General features: G+C 68.3%; 15 protein-coding genes. 6 read left to right on the forward strand and 9 right to left on the reverse strand.

Translation table 11 applies throughout. The features are described from left to right. The first annotated feature begins 29 nt into the window (after positions 1-29). Complete coding sequence (locus A5775_RS13435) at positions 30-1187, forward strand: alpha-hydroxy-acid oxidizing protein (protein WP_067252894.1); 1158 nt, start codon at positions 30-32, stop codon at positions 1185-1187. On the opposite strand, the gene A5775_RS13440 is transcribed toward A5775_RS13435, so the two are convergent. After that, entirely contained in the window at positions 1178-2743 is a 1566-nt protein-coding gene (locus tag A5775_RS13440) for a DNA polymerase Y family protein (RefSeq protein ID WP_067252896.1), read from the reverse strand. The two genes, A5775_RS13435 and A5775_RS13440, sit on opposite strands and share 10 nt — an antisense overlap. A 48-nt stretch (positions 2744-2791) precedes the next feature. Next, on the reverse strand, positions 2792-3472 hold the full coding sequence (locus A5775_RS13445; RefSeq protein ID WP_067252898.1) for a hypothetical protein: 681 nt from the start codon (positions 3470-3472) through the stop codon (positions 2792-2794). Positions 3473-3586: 114 nt separating this feature from the next. Here A5775_RS13445 and A5775_RS13450 point away from each other — a divergent pair, with 114 nt between their 5' ends. Continuing rightward, positions 3587-4162, forward strand: a complete 576-nt coding sequence (locus A5775_RS13450) for a hypothetical protein (RefSeq protein WP_156660686.1) — start codon at positions 3587-3589, stop codon at positions 4160-4162. Positions 4163-4242: 80 nt separating this feature from the next. Here the strand turns inward: A5775_RS13450 and A5775_RS13455 are convergent, their stop codons facing one another. The 4 genes from A5775_RS13455 to guaA form a co-directional block, all read right to left on the reverse strand. Beyond that, complete coding sequence (locus tag A5775_RS13455; RefSeq protein ID WP_369827850.1) at positions 4243-4908, reverse strand: TetR/AcrR family transcriptional regulator; 666 nt, start codon at positions 4906-4908, stop codon at positions 4243-4245. After that, positions 4892-6037, reverse strand: a complete 1146-nt coding sequence (locus A5775_RS13460; RefSeq protein WP_067252902.1) for a sulfotransferase — start codon at positions 6035-6037, stop codon at positions 4892-4894. Before A5775_RS13460 ends, A5775_RS13455 begins: the two co-directional genes overlap by 17 nt. Beyond that, entirely contained in the window at positions 6034-7239 is a 1206-nt protein-coding gene (locus A5775_RS13465) for a DUF1214 domain-containing protein (protein ID WP_067252958.1), read from the reverse strand. The genes A5775_RS13460 and A5775_RS13465 overlap by 4 nt, the downstream gene beginning before the upstream one ends. A gap of 177 nt (positions 7240-7416) precedes the next feature. Beyond that, on the reverse strand, positions 7417-9018 hold the full coding sequence (gene guaA / locus A5775_RS13470; protein ID WP_197512561.1) for a glutamine-hydrolyzing GMP synthase: 1602 nt from the start codon (positions 9016-9018) through the stop codon (positions 7417-7419). A gap of 270 nt (positions 9019-9288) precedes the next feature. Between guaA and A5775_RS13475 the strand changes: the two genes are divergently transcribed. From A5775_RS13475 to A5775_RS13485, 3 genes are all read left to right on the forward strand, one after another. Then, positions 9289-10878 carry a PPE family protein gene (locus A5775_RS13475; protein ID WP_067252907.1) on the forward strand — a complete coding sequence of 530 codons (1590 nt, stop codon included), beginning with the start codon at positions 9289-9291 and terminating at the stop codon, positions 10876-10878. A gap of 138 nt (positions 10879-11016) precedes the next feature. Then, positions 11017-11823, forward strand: coding sequence for a beta-phosphoglucomutase family hydrolase (locus tag A5775_RS13480; protein WP_231995175.1), 807 nt, complete (start codon positions 11017-11019; stop codon positions 11821-11823). Continuing rightward, positions 11820-14186: a glycoside hydrolase family 65 protein gene (locus A5775_RS13485; protein WP_067252911.1), complete on the forward strand. Its 2367-nt coding sequence runs from the start codon at positions 11820-11822 to the stop codon at positions 14184-14186. Before A5775_RS13480 ends, A5775_RS13485 begins: the two co-directional genes overlap by 4 nt. On the opposite strand, the gene A5775_RS13490 is transcribed toward A5775_RS13485, so the two are convergent. After that, the gene (locus tag A5775_RS13490) at positions 14180-14755 is read right to left on the reverse strand and encodes a TetR/AcrR family transcriptional regulator (RefSeq protein ID WP_067252913.1); all 576 of its coding nucleotides are present in this window, start codon (positions 14753-14755) and stop codon (positions 14180-14182) included. The two genes, A5775_RS13485 and A5775_RS13490, sit on opposite strands and share 7 nt — an antisense overlap. Positions 14756-14815: 60 nt before the next feature. On the opposite strand from A5775_RS13490, the gene A5775_RS13495 reads away from it, so the two are divergent. After that, positions 14816-15718, forward strand: a complete 903-nt coding sequence (locus tag A5775_RS13495) for a TauD/TfdA family dioxygenase (protein ID WP_067252915.1) — start codon at positions 14816-14818, stop codon at positions 15716-15718. Here the strand turns inward: A5775_RS13495 and A5775_RS13500 are convergent. Both A5775_RS13500 and A5775_RS13505 read right to left on the reverse strand, forming a co-directional pair. After that, complete coding sequence (locus A5775_RS13500; protein ID WP_067252917.1) at positions 15715-17451, reverse strand: GMC oxidoreductase; 1737 nt, start codon at positions 17449-17451, stop codon at positions 15715-15717. The two genes, A5775_RS13495 and A5775_RS13500, sit on opposite strands and share 4 nt — an antisense overlap. Before the next feature lie 44 nt (positions 17452-17495). Next, positions 17496-19559, reverse strand: coding sequence for a molybdopterin-dependent oxidoreductase (locus A5775_RS13505; RefSeq protein WP_067252919.1), 2064 nt, complete (start codon positions 19557-19559; stop codon positions 17496-17498). Positions 19560-19588 lie beyond the last annotated feature (29 nt).

Here is a 19588-nt window from a genome sequence, read left to right on the forward strand (position 1 = left end):
TGCACCGAGTGTGGGGTACTGGACCGACTATGGCCTTCGCCGATTATCAAAACGAGTTGTACGACCAGTCGCTGCACGGAAATCAGCCGCAGTACCCGATCAGGTTCGAGGACTTGGAGGAAAAGGCGGCGGCGGCGATGACCCCGAAGGTGCTGCAGTACGTCGCGGGCGGCGCCGGCGACGAGCACACCCAGCGCGCCAACTGCGCGGCGTTCAAACGGTGGGGACTGTATCCGCGGATGGGGATCGCCCCCGAGGAGCGCGACATGTCCGTGGAGCTGTTCGGCATGAGGTTTCCGTCACCGATCTTCATGGCACCCATCGGCGTCATCGGGGTGTGCGACCCGGACGGCCACGGGGACGTGCTGTGCGCCCGGGCCTCCGTCCGTACCGGCGTCCCGTTCTTCGTGGGCACGCTCACGTCGGACCCGATGGAAGATATCGCCGCAGAACTGGGCGATACCCCGGCGTTTTTCCAGCTGTACACGCCGCCGGATCGCAAGATGGCCGCCAGCCTGGTGCACCGCGCCGAGGAGTGCGGTTTCAAAAGCATCGCCGTCACCCTGGATACGTGGGTCACCGGATGGCGGCCCCGCGACCTCAGCGGCGGGAACTACCCCCAGGTGCCCAGCGGGTGCCTGGCCAACTACACCAGCGATCCGGTTTTTCGTGCCAGCCTGAGCCGGGGCGAAGACGCCACCGAGGCGGCGGTGCGCAAGCTGCCGATTTTCGGCGGCCCGTTTCGGTGGGAGGACTTGGAGTGGCTGCGGGCGGAGACCGATCTGCCGCTGATGGTCAAGGGCATCTGCCACCCCGAGGACGTTCGCCGCGCCAAAGACATTGGTGTGGATGGCATTTACTGCTCCAATCACGGCGGACGGCAAGCCAACGGCGGGCTGCCCTGCCTGGATTGCCTGCCCGACGTGCTCGAGGCCGCCGATCCGATGCCGGTGCTGTTCGACTCGGGTGTGCGCAGCGGGGCCGACATCATCAAGGCGCTCGCGCTGGGGGCGACCGCCGTCGGGATCGGCCGCCCCTATGCCTACGGGCTGGCTCTCGGGGGCGTCGACGGCATCGTGCACGTGCTGCGCTCGCTGCTGGCCGAAGCGGATCTGATCATGGCCGTCGACGGATATCCCTCGCTCAAGGACCTGACGCCCGAGGCGCTGCGGCCCACCTACTCGTAACTTCCCTCGAGATACCAGCGCCGCTGGCGATAGCACAGCAGCAACGCACGCTCGCTCTCCAGCAAGACCTGCGCGCGGGCGGTGCGGCCAGACCCTTGACCGGCCCCCTGACCGCCCACGACCCGATCGTCCCACCACCGCTCGTCGACCGGCCAGGGCCCGGCCCACCAGCACAGCCGCTCGTCTCGGCCCTGGACACCACCGCTGATCATGCGGGCCGGGTCCGCGGAGAACAGCCCCCGGTTGGTCACCCGTATTGGATTCCCTTGGGCGTCAAGCAATTCCACCGGGTCATCCAACAGCACCGCCGGTGACGGCTCGGGTAGCCGGCCGGGCCACGGCAGATCGGGATCGGCCCGCGGCACCGGCTCGTCGCCCAGCGGGATCAGCGTGATGCGCTCGGCCGGCCCGCGACCGCCGGACAGCACCGGCACTCGCACCGCCTCGGGGCCGAGCAGGCCCTGCACCCGCACCAGCGCCCGGCGGGCCCGCAGCCGGTCCTCCTCCCCCAGCCCACCCCAGAGCGGCAACTGCAGCGCCTCGGCGGATACCACCTCCACCGCCTGCAGCCGCAACAGCGTCACCGCGGCGGTGGGGCGGGGGTCGCGCGCGGTGCGATTGCTCAGCCATCCGTCGAGTTGCCAGCGCACCCGGTCTGCGGTGGCGTCCTCGGTCAACGGCTCGGCGCATCGCCACACTCGATGGCGTTCTTCGCCGTTGGCGGTGACGGCGTGGATGGCCAGCCGGGTGCATCCCACGCCGGCGGCCATCAGCGTCTGATGCAGCGCGCCGGCCAGCGAGCGCCCGGCGAACGCCGCGGCGTCAACCCGGTCGATCGGCGGATCGCAGTCCAGCACGGCCTCGAGCTCGGCCGGCGGTTCCCGCCCGGAGGGCGGCCGTTCGGGTTCGCCGCGGGCCAACCGGTGCGCGGTCACCCCGTCGGCGCCGAACCTGGAAGCCACGTCGCTGCGCGACAGCGCGGCGAACTGCCCGATGGTGCGAATCCCCATCCGCCACAACAGGTCCGTCAGCTCTTCTCGGCCGGGGCCGGACAGGCTCGGCTCGGTGGCGAGTTGGCGGATGGACAGCACCGACAAAAACCGCGCATCGCCTCCCGGCTCGACGACACGGCCGGCCCGCGCCGCGAAGACCGCGGTGGACAACTGGTCGGCGATCCCGACCTGACACTCGGCGCCGGCGCCGGCCACCGCATCGATCAGCCGTTCGGCGGCGGTGGCCTCGGACCCGAAATAGCGGGCCGCCCCGCGCACCGGCAACACCAGGAGCCCGGGCCGCAACACCTCGGCGCGGGGCACCAGCTCGTCCACCGCCGCGATCACCGCTTCGAAGAAGCGGGCGTCGCGGTCCGCGTCGGCGGTGGTGACATGCAGGTGCGGGCACCGGGCCGCCGCCTCCCGGCGCCGCAGCCCCCGCCGCACCCCCACCGCCCGGGCGGCCGACGAGCAGGCGATCACCCGGTTGGCCAGCGTGACCGCGACCGGGACGGTGGCGGACAGATCCGCGGCCGCGGCCGCCGCGACCGCGGGCCAATCCATGCACCAGATCGCCAAAACCCTTGAACCAGAAGGGGTTACCACCGGAATTCACCCGGCTCGCGCTGGGGGCATCACCCGTCGTCCCGCGCACATCCCGCTGACCTGCAGCCGCACCCCGCTGATCCGGCCGTATCCGGGGGCGGGCGTTCCCCAATGGGGGGTGATCTCATAGCTGCAGACCCGGGCAGCGAGCCGCGTCGGCGCGCCCTGCCAATCGCCGCCGGTGACCAGCAGGGTGCACCCCTTGCTGCGGGCCCGCGCCACCACCGCCCGCGCCCGGGTCGGTGGCACCCGGCGCCCGCCCAGCCCGAGGACCACCAGATCCATGCCGTCGACGAGGACCGCGGCCACCTCCACAGGATCGGTTCCGGGATCCGGTATCACCGCGACCCGGCTCAGATCCGCCCCCATCTCCGCGGCGGCCAGCAGCCCGATGTCCGGCTGACCGACGATCGCGGCGTTGCCACCGGCCGCCGTGACCGCGGCGACCATGCTCAACAGCAGCGACCGGGCACCCGAGAGCACCGCCACCGTTCCCCGCGGCAGCGGCGCCGGCAACAGGTCCGCCAGCCACTGCGGCAGCGTCAGTCGGGATTCCGAGTCCAGCACGTCGTCGGGGACAGCCGGCCCGGTCTTTTTTGCGGAGATGCTCGCCATCCGCCGGCGAAGCGATTCGAGCTGCTCAGCACGGGTTTCTTCGTGGCGACTGGAGGCAAAAGCCGCGGTCATGACCTAGCCCCCTTCATTCGGTGTTCGAAAATATGTTCGAAGTAAACACCGGCCCTCTGACAACCGTCAAGCAACGTGAGAGGCTGCTTTATGCGCTCGGTGCCGGTGTGGCTGATGGTGTGTTTGGGCGTGATTTTTTCGGCCGGAGCGCCGGCCCGCGCCGACTCTGAACCATGTCAATCGGCTGAGCTCTTCGCCGCCGACACCCCGCCATTCGAGCTACCCGCCGACGAGACGATCGCCCACAACGGCGCAAGCGTGACGGGGTCGACCCCGCTCGACGGGGTGTTCTGGTCACCTCAGCTGCAGCGGGCCACCGTCGAACGCTCGCGCGAATTTCATCTGTGCGCCGACGACGGTGCGTTGCACACCGCCGCCGAGGCCCTGCGCCGCCAGTTCGGCCAACAGGCGGTGCTGACCTTCGCCTATCTACCGCAGAACGCGCCGGCCGCCAACGCGGTCATCATCGATGTGCCCCTCGTCGACGCCGCTCGCTTCCGCGATGCGCTGGCGGCCGACCCCGCCGCGCGCAGCCGATTGCGCGGCGGATCGGTCACCATCCCCGACCACACCCTGGTCCTGGTCGCGGGCAACGACGATCGCGAGGTCGCCCGCCGGGTGGTCGGCGAGGCCGGTGGCGACTGGGATGCGGCCTACATTGCCTACGGCAGAAGCGAATTAGTGGAATAGCGCGGACAGTGCCTGCGCCCAGCACCCGCACCGGCACGTTGTTCCAGCCGATGACGTTGGTCATGGCAACCCGAAGTGAGCTATTCGCCCACCGCTTCGGCGAGAACCGCCGCGATCGTTTCCGGTGCGACGCCGAGACCCCGCAGGCAGAAATGCTGCACGCGCGCACGGATTTCGTCGGGTTCGCGATGGGCCGTCGCCCAGTGCCGTTCGATGTTGGACCATACGACACCTTGGATGGACAGCGCCTCACCGTCGGGATCGATGTCGCCGAACAATCCCAGATTCTTTCCCCACGCGAGTTGTTCGACCAGCGGACGCAGGATTTCCCGGTACGCGGGGGCCACCAGCTCGGGCGCGACGAACATCTGATTCTGCGCCTCGAGCGACATCTGGCGTAGATCGGAGCGGATCTGCGGATTGAACGCCAGGTCCAGCCGACCGTCGATCCAGGCCGCCACCGCACGGACCGGGTCGGCGCAGTCCGACATCCGCTGCACAAGCCGCAGCACCTCGGCGCGCGCCATCACCAGGAATACCGCCGCAACCAGCTGATCCTTGGAGTCGAAGTGACGGTAGAACGCCCGGGTGCTCAACTGCGTTCTGCTGAGCAACGCAGCGATCGACAGCGCCTGGACTCCCTTGCTCCGAACGACTTCGGCGGCGGCGGACACGATCGCGGCGTGTACCTGTGGATCGGGTTCGAGTTTTTGACGCCCGCCGGCCCGATCAGGCCGAAGCATCATAGGTGGCCATGTAGTCGCTGAACGCTTCGTGCACGCGTTCCGGGGTCAACCCGTAGTCGGCCAAGTCGTAGGTGTGGGTGCCGCGCTGGCCGGGTTTGTGCCCGTCCGCCCACTCCCGCACCTTCGCCCGCGCCGAGTCGGTGAACGTCAGGCCGAGCCTCTCGTAGCTGTCGGCGACGGTGGTGACCGGGTCGGTTTGCAGGGCGGCAAACGACACGTCGACAAACCGGTCGTCACCGAACTTCCTGCGGAATTCCATTGCCCGCCGCATGCCTTCGGCCCACCATGCCAGCTGCTCGGTGCCAAGTTCTTCCGGGTCTTTGCGGTCGCTGCTCCAGCTCCGGATGTAGGCGATGAGGCTGCAGACCGACCCCAGAACCTTGGCCGGATCACGGTGACTCCAGAGAAATTTCGCATCCGGATACACATCGACGAACGCGTCGAGGGCGAACATGTGCACCGGGGTACGCAGGTGCCACAGGTTCGGTTTGCAATGCCATTGCAGCAATTCGAGCACGTCCCGGTGGAACACGTAGGTTTCGCGCATGTCGCTGTGCAGCAACCATTCCACGTAGCCGGGAACGCGCACCACGCCATCGAAGTGGAAGGTGCGAAAGCTCATGCCCATCAGGTCCTGGCATTCGGTCGCGGCTTCGGGCTCGGAATTGTTCATGGCCCGGAAGTCGGGAAACATCTGCTCGATCATCGCGATGCCGTCGGCGCACTGCGCGATTCGCGGGTCACTGTGCTGGGTGGCGGCCTCGGGCGGCGGAGTCGGTGCCTGGGATTCCCACGTGCGCAGCGACCTGAATTGTGGGTCGGCAGAAACCAATTGGCTCAGTGCGGTGGTGCCCGTGCGCGGCAGCCCGAGGACGACGACCGGGCCCTCGACCACCTCGTCGGCGATCTCGGGATGCTGCTTGTAGGTTTCCACGATCTTGAGCCGCTGGATCAGGGCATTGCTGATGGTGGCGTGCTGCATGACGCGGCCGAGGTCGTTGAGTTCGGCTTCGGTGTTCAATGCATCGACGGTGCGTTCGAGGCCCGCGCGGTAGTAGGACGAGCCGAAGTCGTCGAGCCCGGTGGCGGCGCGCGCGCCGTCTTCGAGATCGTCAGCGGAGAAGCTCACCGGTGGAACCTTTCGTGTACGGCGCGGCGACGGGCTTCGATGACGTGCGCGCGTTCGTCGGGGGTGGTCATCGTGGTCTCTGCCGGCAACGCCGCCACGACGTCGTCGACCTGCACGACGCGTGAGCTCGGGACCGGCGCGGTTTGCGTTCGGACGCAACGCAAGAGCATCGCGCCGTTGCTGTGGCCCGCGGTGTCGAGCCAGTTCGCCACCCCGGGATCCGTCGCGGAAATGACGGCGCGAAAGATCCCGTCGGAGTCGATGACCGCCTGGTGTCCGTTGAGACTGGATTGATGGCGGCCGTAGTGGATCGTCTCCAACCACGGATTGCCCAACGAGATACTCCAGTAGACGCCCTCGGGGGGTTGCACCTCGAGGATGAGCGCCTCGTCGGGCTCGAGCTCGAATCGCCCGATCACAGGGCGGTTTTCGGCTGCTGCGCCCATCTCGGTCATGTCCATCGGCGGAATGAAACCGTTGGCCGGCGGCATCGCACCGAAGTCGAGGAAGAATTTCAGGTTGTCGTAGACGAAGTCCCCCAGCGCGTAAAGCTGTTGGGCGACCGAGGCATCCAGGTCGACCGAACGAGCCTCGGGTACCACTTCGTCGCCGATGCACTCGATGCGCAGCGACGCGGGAACTTCGGTGTCCCAGTCGTAGAAGAAGTTCCGGACGGTCAGCGTCGGATGATTCCCGGCCAGCCGCAGCCAGTTGCCCTCGTGCTCGTCGGCCGAGAGGATCGCCTCGAAGCGCCCGTCCGCGTCGACGTCGAGATCGTCCACCAGGCAATTGGAGGTCGCCGCGATTCCGTCCATGGTCTGCAACCCGACGTAGCAGGCCGTCCCCCGGTTGCCGAAGAGCCGATAGGTCTCGCCCGCACGCAGGCTCGCGGTCAGGTACACGCAGTCGGGGCATTCCATGCCCCAGGTGACGATGTCATCCATGCTGGCGCGGTTGACGGCGAGGACCGGGTCGGGGTCGGCGCGCAGTGCCATGTCGGTGCCGACCGCCAGCAGCACCATCAGATGACGCATCCCCGACCCATAATCGAGACGGTTCTTGTTGACCGGTGTGCTCCGGACGAGTTGTTCGGCGGCGTTCAACCGCTCCTGTAGGTGCGCCCAGGCCCGTGGGAGGTCGGCCGCCGGGCCCTCCCCCGCCGATAGGGCCGCTTCCGCGATCGAGTGCGGCAGCCATGCCATCGGGTTCTTCCAGGCTGGCTGCTCCTGGTCACGGACTTCTTCGGCCACGTTGCCCTCCGCCGGCGTCGGCTCGACAAGCATTTGAAAATAACGTTTTCAATTGAGCCATGACTACCACCCGCAAGCGGGGACTGTCAATGGCACGGCGTCGCCGGGAGGCGCGCTACGGCCGGGCGGCTACTCCCATTCGATGGTGCCCGGCGGCTTGCTGGTGATGTCCAGCACCACGCGGTTGACCTCGGCCACCTCGTTGGTGATGCGGGTCGAGATGCGCTCGAGCACCTCGTAGGGAACCCGGGTCCAGTCGGCGGTCATGGCGTCCTCACTGGTCACCGGCCGCAGCACGATCGGGTGCCCGTAGGTGCGGTTGTCGCCCTGCACGCCGACCGAACGCACGTCGCCCAGCAGCACCACCGGGCACTGCCAGATCAGGTTGTCCAAACCGGCGGCGGTGAGCTCCTCACGCGCGATCGAGTCCGCCCGACGCAGGGTGTCCAATCGCGGCGCGGTGACCTCGCCGACGATCCGGATGCCCAGGCCCGGACCCGGAAACGGTTGGCGCGCAACGATTTCCTCCGGTAGGCCCAGCTCGCGCCCGACCGCGCGCACCTCGTCCTTGAACAGCAGTCGCAGCGGCTCGATGAGCTTGAATGTCAGGTCGCCGGGCAGGCCGCCGACGTTGTGGTGGCTCTTGATGTTCGCGGTGCCGGTGCCGCCCCCGGACTCCACCACGTCGGGATACAGCGTGCCCTGGACCAGGAATTCCACGCCGGAGCCCCCGGAAGCGTTGTCCCCCACGATGTCTCGCACCGCGCCCTCGAACGCCCGGATGAACTGGCGGCCGATGATCTTGCGCTTGCCTTCGGGATTGGTCACGCCCGCGAGCGCGTCGATGAAGGTGTCGGCCGCGTCGACGGTCACCAGGTTGGCGCCGGTGGCGGCGACGAAGTCGCGCTGCACCTGCGCGCGCTCGCCCTCGCGCAGCAGCCCGTGGTCGACGAAGACACAGGTCAAGCGGTCGCCGATGGCGCGCTGCACCAGCGCGGCGGCCACCGCGGAATCCACGCCGCCGGACAGCCCGCAAATCGCGTGGCCGTCACCGATCTGGGCGCGCACCTGCTCGACCAGCGCCTCGGCGATGTTGGCGGCCGTCCAGTCCGCGCCGAGGCCGGCGAAGTCGTGCAGGAAGCGGCTGAGCACCTGCTGCCCGTGCGGGCTGTGCATCACCTCCGGGTGGTATTGCACCCCGGCCAGGCGGCGGGCCCGGTTCTCAAAGCCGGCCACCTCCGCGCCCGCGCTGCTGGCCACCACCTCGAAGCCGTCCGGCGCGGCGGTGACCGCGTCGCCGTGGCTCATCCACACCGGCTGGACGCTCGGCAATCCCGAATGCAGTTCGCCACCAAGGACTTTCAGTTCAGTCCGGCCATATTCGCTGGTGCCGGTGCGGGCGACGGTCCCGCCCAGCGCCTGAGCCATGGCCTGAAACCCGTAACAGATGCCGAACACCGGCACCCCGAGATCGAACAGCGCCGGGTCGAGCTGGGGGGCGCCGTCGGCGTAGACACTGGACGGCCCGCCGGACAGCACCAGCGCCAGCGGGTCCCGGGCCTTGATGTCCTCGGCCGTGGCGGTGTGCGGAATGACCTCGGAGAAAACCCGCGCCTCTCGGACGCGCCGGGCGATCAACTGCGCGTACTGCGCCCCGAAGTCCACGACGAGCACCGGTCGAGCAGGCGGTCCGGCCGCATCCGACGCCTCAGTTGCCTCGGCTGCAGAGATTTCAGTGGATTCGGCCACACAGGCGAGTCTAGTGGCCGCGCGCGCCGCCCCCGCCCGAGAGGCCTACGGCGCAAACGCAGTGCGCAACGCGCGGCCACGGCGAATTTTATGCCTTTGGTATGAGGTTGGCGGTCCCGTCTTGATAACGACAATCATTTTCAATTAACTGGTCGCGGATTCTGCAAGCTCGCCCAGCCCAGGAGTTGCCGTGACGACGTTGCCCGCCGCAATCACCCCGCAGATCGCCGACCGCAGCGGGGGCGTCCGCCGATGACCGCGCCGATGTGGATGGCTTCCCCGCCGGAGGTGCATTCGGCGTTGCTGAGCAGCGGACCAGGGCCGGCGTCGCTGTTCGCAGCGGCGGCGGCGTGGAGCACGATGGGTGCCGAATACGCCTCCGCAGCAGAAGAACTCAGCGGGTTGCTGACGTCGACGCAGGCCGGCGCGTGGCAGGGGCCCAGCGCCGAATCCTACGTTGCCGCGCATGCCCCGTATCTGACGTGGTTGACGCAGGCCAGCGCGCACAGCGCCGCGGCGGCCACACAACATGAGACAGCGGCCACCGCCTACACAGCCGCGTTGGCGGCGATGCCGACCCTGCCCGAGCTGAGCACCAACCACGTCGTCCACGGCGCCCTGGTGGCGACGAATTTTTTTGGGATCAACACCATTCCGATCGCGGTCAACGAGGCCGACTATGCGCGGATGTGGGTCCAGGCCGCCAGCACGATGGCGACCTATCAAGCCGTCTCCACGGCGGCGGTGGCGGCCACCCCGCACACCGACCCGGCGCCGCCCATCCTGAAATCCGACACCACCGCGCAACACGACCACGAGGAGGACGACGACCACCACGACCATGAGCACGGGTTCGACAGTCCGCTCAATCAGTTCGTCGCCCAGATCCTGCGGCTGTTCGGACTCGACTGGGACCCGGTCGAGGGGACTCTCAACGGATTGCCCTACGAGGCCTATACCAATCCGGGCGACGTGCACTGGTGGGTGGTTCGAGCCCTCGAACTGTTTTCGGATTTTCAGCAGTTTGGGGCGTTGTTGCAGGAAAACCCGGCGGCGGCTTTCGAGTTCATCTCCAACCTGGTCCTGCTCGACTGGCCGACCCACCTGGCCCAGCTCGCCAGTTGGCTCCCGATGCAGCCCCAGTTGCTGTTGGTGCCCATGCTCGTCGCCGTGGCGCCCCTCGGGGCGCTGGGCGGTTTTGCGGGCCTGGCCGGGCTCACACCCCCAACCGCGCCGGTCGCGGTGCCGGCAGCCCCGCCCGCAGCGGCACCGGCCGGCCTGCCGGCAGCGCCCGGCACGGCCCCCATCGCCGCACCGGCCGCGGCACCCGCGTCGGCACCGGCGCCCGCGCCCGCGCCCACGGCCAGCACGGTGGCCAGCCCGGCACCGCCCGCGCCGCCGGCCGCGGGCACGGCCCCGTTCGTACCCCCGTATGCCCTGGCGCCTCCCGGCCTCGGGTTCGGTTCGGCAATGAGTGCGAACGCCGCCGCCATCGCGAAAAGGAAGGCGCCCGAGCCTGATTCGGCCGCGGCCGTGGCCACCGCGGCCGCACGGGAGGCGGCGCGGGCCCGGCGGCGCCGGCGGGCGCGGCAACGCGGCCGCGGCGACGAGTTCATGGACATGAACGTCGGCGTCGATCCGGACTGGGACCAGCCGGCGACGACGGCGTCCGAACGCGGCGCCGCACGCCTGGGCTTCGCCGGCACCGCGCGCAAGGAAACCGTCGCCGCGGCGGGCCTGACCACCCTGGCCGGCGATGAATTCGGCGACCGACCCGCCATGCCGATGATCCCGGGCACCTGGGCCGCGCACGACGGCACGGCGCACGACACTGGACATTGAGCTCCATCTCTCCTGAAATCACCTGCGGCATAGCGTGATAACGCGTTTACCGGCAACCCGCCGCATCCGTCGTCGGTCCCGCGGGAATCGGCCCCGCCGCGGGACGGACGCTGCAACGTTGGCGACACACACCGCGGCATGGTGGAGTGGGTATCGGTTAAACCAGCCCCCGAGACCAGAAAGCGAGGACCGCCGGTGAGCTCAGAGCTGGGTCTGCCAGAAAAAGTGCGCGCCTGCCTGTTCGACCTCGACGGCGTGCTCACCGATACCGCCAGCGTGCACACCAAGGCCTGGAAGGCCATGTTCGACGCCTACCTGTCCGATCGGGCAAAGCGCACCGGCGACGAATTCGTCCCCTTCGACTCGGCCGCGGATTACCGCAAATACGTGGACGGCAAGAAACGCGAGGACGGGGTTCGGTCGTTTCTGGAAAGCCGCGGCATCGCGCTGCCCGACGGCAGCCCCGACGACCCCGACGACGCCGAGACGATCTACGGCCTGGGCAACCGCAAGAACGACATGTTCCAGAAGGTCTTGAAGCAAGACGGGGTCACGGTGTTCGACGGGTCGCGGCGCTACCTCGAGGCGGTATCGGCCGCGGGCCTGGGCATCGCGGTGGTGTCCTCGAGCGCCAACACCCGCGACGTCCTCGAGATCACCGGCCTGGACCGCTTCGTGCAGCAGCGGGTGGACGGCATCACCCTGCGCCGGGAACACATCGCCGGCAAGCCGGCGCCCGACTCCTACCTGCGCGGGGCGCAGCTGCTCGACGTCCCCGCCGGCGCCGCGGCCGTGTTCGAAGACGCCTTGTCCGGGGTGGCCGCCGGCCGAGCCGGTAACTTCGGTTTCGTGATAGGTGTCGACAGAGTGGGCCAAGCCGAGGATTTGCGTCGCAACGGCGCCGACGTGGTGGTCAGTGACCTCGCCGAGTTGCTGCAGTCATGATCACCGACGAATCGTTTCCGGTTGACCCATGGCACGTTCGCGAAACCCAGCTTGACCTCAACCTGCTGGCCCAGTCGGAGTCCCTGTTCACACTGTCCAACGGGCACATCGGGCTGCGCGGCAACCTCGACGAGGGCGAGCCCTACGGCCTGCCGGGCACCTACCTGAACTCCTTCTACGAGATCCGGCCCCTGCCCTACGCCGAAGCCGGCTACGGCTACCCGGAAGCCGGCCAGACGCTCGTCGACGTCACCAACGGCAAGATCATCCGGTTGCTGGTCGAGGACGAGCCCTTCGACGTGCGCTACGGCGAATTGATCTCCCACGAGCGCAATCTCGACCTGCGCGCCGGAACGCTGAAGAGAACCGCGCACTGGCGCTCGCCCGCGGGCAAAGAGGTCAAGGTGGTCTCCACCCGCCTCGTCTCCCTGCCCCACCGCGGCCTCGCGGCCATCGAGTACGTCGTGGAAGCGATCGGCGAATTCGTTCGGGTCACGGTGCAGTCCGAACTGGTCACCAACGAGGACCAGCCACAGACCTCCGGCGACCCGCGCGTGTCGGCCATCTTGGAGAACCCGCTCGAAGAGGTCGCCCACGAAAACACCGATACCGGCGCGGTTCTCATGCACCGCACCCGCAGCAGCGCGCTGATGATGGCCGCCGGCATGGATCACGAGGTCGAGGTTCCCGGGCGCGTCGAGGTCAGCACCGATGCGCGCGCCGATCTGGCCCGGACCACCGTGATCTGCGGGCTGCGCGAGGGTCAGAAGTTGCGCATCGTCAAGTACCTGGCGTACGGCTGGTCAAGCATGCGCTCGCGTCCGGCGCTGCGCGACCAGGTCGCCGCAGCGCTGCACGGGGGCCGCTACAGCGGATGGCAGGGCCTGCTGGACGCGCAGCGCAAGTATCTGGACAACTTCTGGGATTCCGCGGACGTCGAGGTCGAGGGCGACCCCGAATCCCAGCAGGCCGTGCGCTTCGGGCTCTTCCACCTGCTGCAGGCCAGCGCCCGCGCCGAACGCCGCGCCATCGCGGCCAAGGGGCTCACCGGAACCGGCTATGACGGGCACGCCTTCTGGGACACCGAGGGTTATGTGCTGCCGGTGCTGACCTACACCGCGCCGCACACGGTGGCCGATGCGCTGCGGTGGCGGGCCTCCACCCTGGATCTGGCCAAGGAGCGCGCGGCCGAACTGGGCCTGGAGGGCGCCGCCTTCCCCTGGCGAACCATCCGGGGGCAGGAGTGCTCGGCGTACTGGCCGGCCGGCACGGCCGCCTGGCACATCAACGCCGACATCGCGATGGCCTTCGAGCGCTACCGCATCGTCACCGGCGACAACGAACTGGAAGCCGATTGCGGCCTGAGGGTCCTGGTCGAGACCGCCCGGCTGTGGCTCTCGATCGGCCATCACGACCGGCACGGCGTCTGGCACCTCGACGGTGTCACCGGCCCCGACGAGTACACGGCGGTCGTCCGCGACAACGCCTTCACCAACCTGATGGCCGCGCACAATCTGCATACCGCCGCCGACGCCTGCAACCGCCATCCCGAGGCGGCCAAGGCGCTGGGGGTCACGACCGAGGAGGCGGCCGCCTGGCGCGATGCCGCCGACGCCGCCCACATCCCCTACGACAAAGGCCTGGGCGTCCACCAGCAGTGCGAAGGGTTCACCACCTACGCCGAATGGGACTTCGAGAAGAACACGACCTACCCGCTGCTGTTGCACGAGGCCTACGTGCGGCTCTACCCCGCGCAGGTGATCAAGCAGGCCGACCTGGTGCTGGCGATGCATTGGCAGAGCCACTCGTTCACCCTCGAGCAGAAGGCCCGCAACGTCGACTACTACGAGCCGCGCATGGTGCGTGACTCGTCGCTGTCGGCCTGCACCCAGGCGGTGATGTGCGCCGAGGTCGGGCATATGGAGCTGGCGCACGACTACGCCTACGAGGCCGCCCTGATCGACCTAAGGGATCTGCACCACAACACCCGCGACGGTCTGCACATGGCCTCGCTCGCCGGCGCTTGGACCGCGCTGGTCGCCGGGTTCGGCGGCCTGCGCGACGACGAGGGCGTGCTATCGCTGGATCCTGCGCTCCCGGACGGGATTTCGCGGCTGCGATTCCGGCTGCGGTGGCGAGACTTTCGGGTCACCATCGACGTCAACCACGTTGATGTCACCTACACGCTGCGCGACGGGCCCGGTGGCGAGCTGAGGATCCGGCACGCCGGCGAGGACCTCGATCTGAGCACCGAATCCCCGACGACCGTCGCCGTGCGACCCCGCAAGCCGCAACTGCCGCTGCCGCGCCAGCCGCCGGGCCGCGAGCCCATGCACCGGCGGGCCCTGTCCCGGCCTCACTGAGCGTCGGCGGGCCCGAGAATCCTCTCGACTTCGGCGCCCACCGCGGCGCGTAGTTCGGCGTCGGTCAGCTCTTCGATCCCGGTCGCCGACCGCAGGACCGGCGCGAACAACCGCCAACCGAACTGCAGGGCAAGGGCATTGGCGACCGCGAGCCGAGCCTTGACCTCGTCGTCGTAGAGCGGTCGCACCCCGTCGAGCAGGGTGGCGATGTTGGGGAAGCGCTTCTGCAGCTGGCCCGCCGGATACCCGTCGAGCACGGTGCGGGCCATCACCCGCATCTGGCGGTCCAGGGACCGCTGCACCACGTCCGGCGGCGTGTCGGTCTCCAGCAGGGCGCTCAGGTTGGCCCCCAGGTGATCGAGCACGGCGCCGACGAGATGTTCCTTGGTGCCGAAGTGCCGGAACACCAGCCCGTGATTGACGCCTGCCCGCGCGGCGATGTCGCGGATGGAGGTCGCGGCCGGGCCGCGCTCGGCGAACAAATCGGTGGCGGCCTCCAGGATCGCCGCGGCCACTTCCGCGCGCCCGCTGGGCACTTTCCCGCGACCTGTTGCGGAAGTTGTAGTCATCTGACTACACTACCAAATGTAGTCGATTGACTACACCCGTTTTGACTCAAGGAACACGACATGACAGGTCAGATAACCGTCACCAAGCTGGGAAGCCGCATCGGCGCCCGGGTCGACGGCGTGAGCCTCGGCGGCCACCTGGACGACACCGCGGTCGAGCAGATCCGCCGGGCGCTGTTGACCCACAAGGTCATCTTCTTCCGCCACCAGCACCAGCTCGACGACGCAGGGCAACTCGACTTCGCCCGCCTGCTGGGCACCCCGATCGGTCACCCGGCCGCATCCGCCCTGGCCGCCAAGCACATGCCGGTGATCACGCCGATCGACTCCGAGTACGGCAAGGCGACCCGCTGGCACACCGACGTGACGTTCGCCGCCAACTATCCGGCGGCCTCGATCCTGCGCGCGGTCAACCTGCCCGCCTATGGCGGCTCGACGCTGTGGGCCTCGACCGTGGCGGCCTACCAGCACCTGCCCGAGCCGCTGAAGCATCTCGCGGACAACCTCTGGGCGCTGCATACCAACCGCTATGACTACGTGTCCACCGAAGCGGTCATGTCGATGAACGACACGCAGCGGGCGTTTCGGCAGGCCTTCGAGAAGCCGGACTTTCGCACCGAGCATCCCGTGGTGCGGGTGCACCCGGAGACCGGTGAACGCGCGCTGCTGGCCGGCGATTTCGTGCGCGGCTTCGTCGGCCTGGACAGCCACGAGTCCAGCACGCTACTGGAGCTGCTGCAGCGGCGAATCACCATGCCGGAGAACACTATTCGCTGGAGCTGGGCGCCGGGCGACGTCGCCATGTGGGACAACCGCGCGACTCAGCACCGGGCGATCGACGACTACGACGATCAGCCCCGGCTCATGCACCGCATCACGCTGATGGGCGATGTGCCGGTCAACGTGCGCGGCGAGCGCAGCCGGGTGGTTTCCGGCACACCGCTCGAGGTGCTGGCCAGTTAACCCACCGAGCTGACCGGATCGACCGGTAACCAGCGCAGCGCACCCGGGGCGGAGAGGGGCACCTGCGGGTGAGCTGGTGCTATCGGATCCAGCCGGCGATACGGCTCGCCCTGCGCCGGGCGCTGGTCGTTCTCGCCGTTGTTCGGCCACAACGACGCGGCTCGCTCGGCCTGGGCGGTGATGGACAATGACGGGTTCACCCCCAGGTTCGCCGAGATGGCGGCGCCGTCCACCACGAACAGCGTCGGGTAGCCGTAGACCCGGTGATAGGGGTCGATGACCCCGTGGTCGGCGTTGTCGCCGATCACGGCGCCGCCGAGGAAGTGCGCGGTCAGCGGGATGTTGAACAACTCCCCCCAGGTGCCGCCCGCCACGCCGTCGATCTTGGCGGCAATGCGGCGGGTGACCTCGTTACCCACCGGAATCCACGTCGGGTTGGGCTCACCGTGGCCCTGCTTGCTGGAGTACCAGCGGATGCCGAGCCTGCCGCGCTTGGTGAAGGTGGTGATCGAGTTATCCAGGTGTTGCATCACCAGTGCGATCATGGTCCGCTCGCTCCACTGGCGCGGGTTGAGCAGCCGCACCATGCCGCGCGGGTCCTCGCGGGCGGTGTCCAGCAACTGCTTCCAGCGGGGCACGTCGGTACCTTCTGGGCCGGGGCCGTCGGTCATCAGCGTCTGCAGTAGCCCCATCGCGTTGGAGCCCTTGCCGTAGCGGACCGGTTCGATGTGGGTGTCGGGCGTCGGGTGGATCGACGACGTGATCGCCACCCCGTGGGTCAGGTCGAGATCCGGGGACACCTCGAGGCGCCCGGCGCCGACGATGGACTCGGAATTGGTGCGGGTCAGCACGCCGAGGCGCTTCGAGAGCCGGGGCAGCCGGCCCTCGTCGCGCATCTTGAACAGCAGATGCTGGGTTCCCCACGTCCCGGCGGCCAGGATCACGTGCTTGGCCGTGTAGCTGTGCCGGTCGCGGCGCAGCCAACTGCCGGTGCGCACGGTGCGAACCTCCCACAGGCCGTCGGGGCGCTGCTCGAAGCGCTTCACCGTCGTCATCGGAATGACTTGCGCCCCACCCGCTTCCGCGAGGTAAAGGTAGTTCTTGAGCAGGGTGTTCTTGGCGCCGTAGCGGCACCCGGTCATGCAGCAACCGCACTCCAGGCAGCCGGTGCGCTCGGGTCCCGCGCCGCCGAAGTAGGGGTCCGGCACGGTTTTGCCGGGGGCCTTGGTGCCGTCGGGGCCGAAGAACACCCCGACCGGTGTCGGCACGAACGTGTCGCCGCAGCCCATCTCGTCGGCGACCTGTTTGACGACGCGGTCGGCGTCGGTGAAGGTCGGGTTCTCCACCACGCCCAGCATGCGACGGGCCTGGTCATAGTGCGGCATCAGCTCGTCGCGCCAGTCCGTGATGTGCGACCACTGCGGGTCGGCGAAAAACGGCTCCGGTGGCACATAGAGCGTGTTGGCGTAGTTCAGCGAGCCGCCGCCCACGCCCGCGCCGGCCAGGATCATCACGTTGCGCAGCGGGTGGATGCGCTGAATGCCGTAGCAACCCAGCTTCGGCGCCCACAAAAACTTACGCAGGTCCCATGACGTCTCGGCGAAATCCTCGTCGGCGAAGCGGCGTCCGGCCTCCAATACGCCGACGCGGTAGCCCTTTTCCGTCAGCCGCAACGCGCTGACGCTGCCCCCGAAACCCGAACCGATGATCAGTACGTCGTAATCCGGCTTCATCGCACCAGTATGGCCATACCGGCCGGTAACAAGCCAGCGAGACCCTACCCGAGCGTTGCGATGACCTCGGGCACGTCCGCGGTCGATCGGACACCGGGGCCCGCTGCGGCCTGCACGCTGACCGCCACGCCGGAGTAGCGCGTCATCCCGGTGATGGGATCGAGGTCGTCCTTGCTGGTGAGCTTGTTGACGTTGGCTTGGTGCGCATGTCCGTGAGGTATCGACACTGCTCCGCGCCGGATCGTCGGATCGAGTTTGGCAACCCCGATCAGCTCCCCGCTGACACTACGTACGGTCACTTTTTGGTTATCGAGGACGCCCGCCGCCGCAGCGTCGTCCGGGTGCATGAGGACCTCGGACGGCTCACCGAGGTACTCCAGCTGTGAGTTCAACATGCTGCGCTGGCGCCGAGGCACCAGTACCAGCGGGGCGGGCCGCCACAGCGTGGCCAGCTGGTCGACGAGTATCGCCGGCGCCAGCCGCCACCCACCGAGCCGCTCGATGTGTCGGTCGACCCACGGTGCCGGCAAGTCGTGACTCACGTGCACGCAGCGTTGCTCGACGAGCTGTTCCATCGGCAAGCGCGCACCCGCGGTCACGCCCGCCAGCATCGCTTCGTCGGTGATCGGCTGGCTGGTGTCGGCGAGTACGTGGCCGAGACGCTGTCCGAGTTCGGCCAGCACCCACCAGGTCGAGCGGCGGTCTCCTATCGGATCGACGACGGCCGGAGTGTATTGCGCGCCAACATGTGTCAACAGCACGTCCCACAGTGTCACGTCGGGCCGCTCCAGCTGGTCTTTGGTGGCTAACACATGAGTGGACAGCTCCGTCGTCTCGTTTCCGATGATCTCGAGGGTGGCCAACACGTCGAGCTTGCGCAGCGCCGACGTCAGCGCGCCGGCGTTGGGGAAGGCGGTGACCATGCTGCCGCCCAGATTCAGCACGGCTCGGATATTGCCGGCATTGATCTCGTCGGGCAGTGCCGCGCAGGGCCATTCGTCGAGCATCGAACGCAATTCAGGACGGCTGCGGGGGCCCGGCCCGAAAGATCCCTCGGGTCCGGAGATCGGTAGGTCAAACGTTTCTAGCTGGTACCAGTATCCGGGGTGGAACCAGCAGCCGCCCGGCCGGTTGAGCGACCCGGTCACCGCCATCAACGCGCAGGCAAGCCACTGAGTTACGTTCGCGGTGGCCGACATGGTCACGCCCGTTCCCGTTTCTACGGCTATCCGCCCGGTGTGACGCACAGCCGCAAGCAGCTCCGCGAGCCCGACCGGGTCGGCATCGGTCAGCTCAGTGGTGCGGTCGAGTGTGAATGGTGCCACCGCCGCCGCCAGCGCGTCGCTGTCCGCGGTGTGGCGCCGCAGAAACTCGCGATCGGCGCCATCGGACAGCAGTTCACGCACCAAAAACGCCAACACCGCATAGTCGGTACCCGGGCGCGGGGCCAGGTGACCGGTCGCCATTCGCGCCGTCTCGGTATGGCGAGGGTCGACAACCCACAACTGCCCCCGACCGGTCAGTTCGCGCAGATACCCCCTCGGGTTCGGCATCGCGATGTTATGGCCATGCGAGACAACGGGATTGGTACCGACCAGCAGAAGCAGACCTGCGTTGTCGTAGTCGGGGCGTCCGGACAGCGCCGACGTCCCGCCCATCAGATCCGCGATCAACACCTTGGCGGTCCCGTCAATGGTCATCGGACTGAATTTCGCCGGAGTACCGAGGGCGGCGTGTAATCCCTGGGCCATCCGGTACCCGGTGGTGTCCATACCCAGGCCGCTGCCGAAGAAAATGCCGACCGACTGGGGCCCGTGGCGATCGATGACCTGGCGCAACCGCTCGCCCAGATCATCGAGGCACTCCTGCCAGGTGGTGGGCACCAACACGTCGTCAACCCGCATCATCGGGCGGTCGAGCCGGTTCGGGTGATGGTGCATCTTCCCCAGCGAACGCCCCTTCGGGCACGTGTAACCCTTCGATCGCGGATGTTCTCGATCGCCGCGCACGTCGACCACGGTGTCACCGTCGACGTCGACCAGAATCCCGCAGACCGTCGTGCAGATTCGGCAGAAGCTACGTATTGTGCGCACGCCCTCGGCAGCCAACTGCGTCCTCCTTGTGGTCCAGGCCACTC

This window comes from Mycobacterium sp. 852002-10029_SCH5224772, assembly GCF_001667315.1.
Classification (GTDB): domain Bacteria; phylum Actinomycetota; class Actinomycetes; order Mycobacteriales; family Mycobacteriaceae; genus Mycobacterium.

What these genes read in the sequence shown, in the direction of transcription:
- A5775_RS13455 (WP_369827850.1), bottom strand. Translation starts at nt 4,908, where the DNA reads ATGATGCTTCGGCCTGATCGGGCCGGCGGGCGTCAAAAACTCGAACCC.
- A5775_RS13445 (WP_067252898.1), bottom strand. Translation starts at nt 3,472, where the DNA reads ATGACCGCGGCTTTTGCCTCCAGTCGCCACGAAGAAACCCGTGCTGAG.
- A5775_RS13440 (WP_067252896.1), bottom strand. Translation starts at nt 2,743, where the DNA reads ATGGATTGGCCCGCGGTCGCGGCGGCCGCGGCCGCGGATCTGTCCGCC.
- A5775_RS13435 (WP_067252894.1), top strand. Translation starts at nt 30, where the DNA reads ATGGCCTTCGCCGATTATCAAAACGAGTTGTACGACCAGTCGCTGCAC.
- A5775_RS13450 (WP_156660686.1), top strand. Translation starts at nt 3,587, where the DNA reads ATGGTGTGTTTGGGCGTGATTTTTTCGGCCGGAGCGCCGGCCCGCGCC.
- A5775_RS13465 (WP_067252958.1), bottom strand. Translation starts at nt 7,239, where the DNA reads ATGGCATGGCTGCCGCACTCGATCGCGGAAGCGGCCCTATCGGCGGGG.
- A5775_RS13490 (WP_067252913.1), bottom strand. Translation starts at nt 14,755, where the DNA reads ATGACTACAACTTCCGCAACAGGTCGCGGGAAAGTGCCCAGCGGGCGC.
- A5775_RS13475 (WP_067252907.1), top strand. Translation starts at nt 9,289, where the DNA reads ATGACCGCGCCGATGTGGATGGCTTCCCCGCCGGAGGTGCATTCGGCG.
- A5775_RS13485 (WP_067252911.1), top strand. Translation starts at nt 11,820, where the DNA reads ATGATCACCGACGAATCGTTTCCGGTTGACCCATGGCACGTTCGCGAA.
- A5775_RS13500 (WP_067252917.1), bottom strand. Translation starts at nt 17,451, where the DNA reads ATGAAGCCGGATTACGACGTACTGATCATCGGTTCGGGTTTCGGGGGC.
- A5775_RS13480 (WP_231995175.1), top strand. Translation starts at nt 11,017, where the DNA reads ATGGTGGAGTGGGTATCGGTTAAACCAGCCCCCGAGACCAGAAAGCGA.
- A5775_RS13495 (WP_067252915.1), top strand. Translation starts at nt 14,816, where the DNA reads ATGACAGGTCAGATAACCGTCACCAAGCTGGGAAGCCGCATCGGCGCC.